This window comes from Paenibacillus alba (assembly GCF_013204855.1).
Taxonomy (GTDB): domain Bacteria; phylum Bacillota; class Bacilli; order Paenibacillales; family NBRC-103111; genus Paenibacillus_E; species Paenibacillus_E alba.
In genome coordinates this window covers 1-603 of record NZ_JABMKZ010000112.1, presented here as the reverse complement: position 1 = coordinate 603, position 603 = coordinate 1, and the positions used below count along the sequence as shown (strand labels likewise).

Annotated in this window: 1 protein-coding gene, 1 tRNA gene and 1 rRNA gene; 2 read left to right on the top strand and 1 reads right to left on the bottom strand. The window is 44.9% G+C overall.

The annotated features are described in order from the left end of the window. Both HQN90_RS38150 and HQN90_RS38145 read left to right on the top strand, forming a co-directional pair. Positions 1–83, top strand: a 16S ribosomal RNA gene (locus HQN90_RS38150); the annotation flags it as partial. Positions 84–208: 125 nt separating this feature from the next. Continuing rightward, positions 209–284: transfer RNA gene (locus tag HQN90_RS38145), tRNA-Ala, on the top strand. 6 nt (positions 285–290) lie between these two features. On the opposite strand, the gene HQN90_RS39475 is transcribed toward HQN90_RS38145, so the two are convergent. Next, positions 291–419, bottom strand: coding sequence for a hypothetical protein (locus tag HQN90_RS39475; protein WP_275942660.1), 129 nt, complete (start codon positions 417–419; stop codon positions 291–293). Between the last annotated feature and the right edge of the window lie 184 nt (positions 420–603).

The window sequence follows — 603 nt, the reverse complement described above, 5'->3', positions numbered from 1 at the left end:
AGCCGCCGAAGGTGGGGTAGATGATTGGGGTGAAGTCGTAACAAGGTAGCCGTATCGGAAGGTGCGGCTGGATCACCTCCTTTCTATGGAGACTCGGATCTGATAGATCCAGTCAAGTGTGCTTGCACACAAAACGCTGATTACTCATTTCATTTGTTCAGTTTTGATGGAGCTTGTACACTTCATTTGAGGTGTATCACATCAATATGGGGCCATAGCTCAGCTGGGAGAGCGCCTGCCTTGCAAGCAGGAGGTCAGCGGTTCGATCCCGCTTGGCTCCACCATTAACCTTATGCATACTTCCGCCGCCGATAAGGCGGTGTTGTTGACACTAGGGTGATGAACAAGATTACATCGTATAGCTTATCGTTCAACTCATAATTGGTAATATTTGATTGTTGCCTTTGATGAATTGACATGTTAAGATGTACTTCCTGCCGCTGAATGGCGAATGGAAAGTTGTTCCTTGAAAACTAGATAACGAAACAAACGTAAAGTAAGAACTTAGGTTGTGTGTTTTTTAGGAAGCATGCAAAAATCTTTAAAGTTTTTTCTAGGTTAAGCTAGAAAGAGCACACGGAGGATGCCTAGGCACTAGGAGCC

What these genes read in the sequence shown, in the direction of transcription:
- HQN90_RS39475 (WP_275942660.1), bottom strand. Translation starts at nt 419, where the DNA reads ATGTCAATTCATCAAAGGCAACAATCAAATATTACCAATTATGAGTTG.